This window comes from Trichococcus sp. (genome assembly GCF_049589555.1).
GTDB lineage: Bacteria > Bacillota > Bacilli > Lactobacillales > Aerococcaceae > Trichococcus.
In genome coordinates, this window is the sequence record NZ_JBAWAZ010000234.1 from 1 (window position 1) to 3,385 (window position 3,385).

Here is a 3,385-nt window from a genome sequence, read left to right on the forward strand (position 1 = left end):
ACAAAACCGAAAAAAAACCGCTCGTTTTCTATGCAATCGGTGATACGACAAAAAAATCCATCAATGACAGTGGCTATGAGGCTGTTCTGTTCCAACGATAGGCAAGCAGGAGCAAAGATCAACCTGATCTGAGCGCCTGTTTTTTTGTTGGAGCGTCCTTTTTCCGGATATCCAACTTGGAAGAGGACCTTCGTGCTATACGCTGCGGTGAGGAAGTTGTAGAATGTATGTAAAAGGTAGGTTGCGTACCGTAGAGAATACGTTCTGCAGAAGGGAGAATCGAGATGGGGAATCTGTACAAGGATAAATTAAGCGGCAGCCGGATCGGCATCGTTTTCGGAGCCTTCGCCCCTTGCCATATCGGCCATTTGGAAGTCATCTTGGAGGCTAAGAAGGAGAATGACGGTTGCGTCGTGATCGTCTGCGGCCAGGAGGGCGATTTCGGTGAGCCTTTTGGTCTGGATGTTTACAGAAGATTCCGGTATATGCGCGAATTATTTGCGGATGATAACCAGATTTATGTCGTGATGGCAGCCGGCCAAGGCATCCCGCAAAAAGAAACCGACTGGGAGTCCTGGTTGGAAATCATCAACCTCAAGATAGCTGATTCGCTTCAGCACAGCGATGCGCAAAAAATATGGTATACCGGAAAAACAGCGCAGGCTGAGGCATTGGGAAACGAGTCCACCGATGAGGTCCATTTGGTGGACACCAGCCTCTACCCGATCACCGGCCTGAATATCCGCAATGATGCCTTGCGCAATTTTAATGCCATCGCTTTGCCTTTCCGGCGCGCATTCACGAAAAAAGTGCTGGTTTTGGGCGCTCCGAGCGGGGGGAAAACGACGCTGGTCAAGGATTTGGCAAAACTGTATTCCTGTCCCTACAGTTTCGAATATTCGCGCCAGTATCAAGAGGAATCGAATGTGAATGATTTCGAACTGGATGGCATGGATTACCAGCGGTTGGTCACCGGGCAGTTCCAGCTGAATCGGGACACGATCGCGGATCCCGCCAGCCAAGGGATGGCAATTTTGGACACGGATGTGATGGTCACAAAAGTCTACGCACGCCTTGGCGCTGAGGACGTGGATTATGCGATCACTCCGGAAGAATATGCGATAGTGGAACAGTCAGCCAACGCCTTCATTGCGCGCCAGTTGTGGGATTTGATTCTGGTTGTGCCACCGACTCTGAAATATGTCGACGACGGCTACCGCAACATGGAATTTTCAGAGGATGCCTTTTTGACGACCATCCATGAGATGATGCTGGAGGAAATCGAAAGAAGCGGAAACCTGGATAAAGTCGTCATGCTGGATGCAAAAGGGATCGGCGAGAAGGACGAATTCAGTTATTATGCCCGTTACAAACAAGCAAAAGAAGCGATAGATGAACTGATGGGGCACAAACAATACAATAGCGATAATTGAATTCGAAGGGTGTTCGGGAAAACCGATCACCCTTGTTCGTTTATGTCTGATTTTCACAGAGGTTTTCCCGTGTTATGCTTCCTTTATCATCCAATGTCAGAGAAGTCGCTCCATACTCAAATTTTGGAGCACACATTCATAAAAAAGATTAAATTAATGGGGGAATCAGCATGGTTAAAATCGTATCGTCAGTAGCTGAGTTGATCGGAGATACACCGATCATCAAATTAAGCAAAGTCGTACCGGAAGGCTTCGCCGATGTCTATTTGAAATTGGAGGCGTTCAATGTAGGCGGCAGCATAAAGGATCGCATCGCCTTGAACATGATTGCGACAGCGGAAGCAGAGGGAATCTTGAAGCCGGGAGACACGATAGTAGAGCCGACAAGCGGCAACACGGGCGTGGGCTTGGCTATGTTGGCGGCAGCGAAAGGCTATAAAGCCATCTTTGTGATGCCGGATACGATGAGCATCGAGAGGCGTCTGTTGCTTTCGGCTTATGGTGCTGAACTCGTGTTGACTCCTGGGGCTGAGGGAATGCCTGCAGCGATTGCGAAAGCCAGAGAAATTGCAGCCCAACCTGGCCATTTTTTGCCTCTGCAGTTCGAAAACCCAGCCAATCCGGCTATCCATGAAACGACAACCGGTCCGGAAATTATCGCGGCTTTCGACGGCGTCGGCCCTGATGCTTTCTTATCCGCTGTCGGAACAGGCGGTACGATCACAGGTGTAGGAAGAGCTTTACGAAAAGCGAATCCGGATGTCGGTATTTATGCGCTTGAACCTTCCGAATCCGCAGTGTTGAGCGGCGGCCAAAAAGGACCGCATAAGATTCAGGGAATCGGTACCGGCTTCATTCCGCAGGTATTGGACACGGCGGTATTCGATGGCGTGTTCCAGGTCTCAAGTGAAGAAGCTTTCGAAATGACGCGCAGACTTGCCAAAGAGGAAGGCATTCTTGTAGGCATCTCCAGCGGTGCGGCAGTGGCAGGAGCCATCGCCTTGGCCGGTCAACTTGGTGCGGGCAAGTCGGTAGTGACGATCGCACCGGATAACGGTGAGAGATACCTTTCCACACCTGTGTTTCATAATTAAGCAATATGCCGAATAATGATAGTGCCCCAACCACAGCAGGAGCGGTTCCTGTGGTTGGGGCACATTTTTTGTGCGCCAGATTTGGTGACGGCTTTTATTTGTGTGTGTTTCGCTACTTTTTTTCCGCAACTATTCGTATGGATTTCGAGGAATTCAGTGGGTGCGTTCTTTTAAAATGGAATCAGCACCAGAAAAGGAGCAACGGTTGCCCGGACTGAAAAATTTGGAGGCGTCAATATGAATCCAGTCGTAATCATTCCAGCTCTTAACCCGGACGAAAAGTTGATTTTAGTGGTTGAAGAGCTACAGAAACAGGATCTGCACACCATCGTGGTGGACGATGGCAGTGATGCGGAATATGCAGCAATTTTCGAACTTTTGAAAAGCAAATACGCATGCGATGTCTGCACGCATCCCAGCAATTGCGGGAAACAAAATCCCCTTTAAGCAAGTGCCAATCCTTTTGGTGCTGGTAAAAGCATCTGTTGATGCATCGCTCTTTTTTGCCAGTTATGCTACCCAAAAAAATACGTATTCAATACGATCAAGAAAGGACAAACCATTCTATGAAGCAATTTTTTTCAAAACCCTATCGTTGGGCTCTCATCTATGCGAGCCTGTTGAGTGCAGCAACTGCATTCGTCTTATTGGATGCCTTCGTTATCCCAAAAGCGCTGTCTGAGGTAGCCGCTACAGAGACAACGACCAGCACAGTCAGTGAGGAGACGGATCCGGATGAGTCCGAATCCGTAAGTGAACAAACAATCACCGCGGCCATCGTCACCGAATCTTCCTACGAAGATGAGAACATCAAAATATCCATCGAAACAGGACGAAGCAACAATACAACCTATTATG

At 48.7% G+C, this 3,385-nt stretch carries 3 protein-coding genes and 1 pseudogene; all 4 read left to right on the forward strand.

All coding sequences use genetic code 11. The features are described from left to right. Window positions 1-284: 284 nt before the first annotated feature. Window positions 285-1,433: an AAA family ATPase gene (locus WBV27_RS08770; protein ID WP_424201269.1), complete on the forward strand. Its 1,149-nt coding sequence runs from the start codon at window positions 285-287 to the stop codon at window positions 1,431-1,433. Between the two features lie 170 nt (window positions 1,434-1,603). After that, window positions 1,604-2,527 (forward strand): cysteine synthase A, encoded by a 924-nt coding sequence (gene cysK, locus WBV27_RS08775; protein ID WP_424201271.1) that lies wholly within the window; start codon window positions 1,604-1,606, stop codon window positions 2,525-2,527. Window positions 2,528-2,764: 237 nt separating this feature from the next. Beyond that, the gene (locus tag WBV27_RS08780; RefSeq protein WP_424201273.1) at window positions 2,765-2,974 is read left to right on the forward strand and encodes a glycosyltransferase; all 210 of its coding nucleotides are present in this window, start codon (window positions 2,765-2,767) and stop codon (window positions 2,972-2,974) included. A gap of 119 nt (window positions 2,975-3,093) precedes the next feature. Then, window positions 3,094-3,385, forward strand: a pseudogene (locus WBV27_RS08785) (hypothetical protein); the annotation flags it as partial.

What these genes read in the sequence shown, in the direction of transcription:
- WBV27_RS08770 (WP_424201269.1), top strand. Translation starts at nt 285, where the DNA reads ATGGGGAATCTGTACAAGGATAAATTAAGCGGCAGCCGGATCGGCATC.
- cysK (WP_424201271.1), top strand. Translation starts at nt 1,604, where the DNA reads ATGGTTAAAATCGTATCGTCAGTAGCTGAGTTGATCGGAGATACACCG.
- WBV27_RS08780 (WP_424201273.1), top strand. Translation starts at nt 2,765, where the DNA reads ATGAATCCAGTCGTAATCATTCCAGCTCTTAACCCGGACGAAAAGTTG.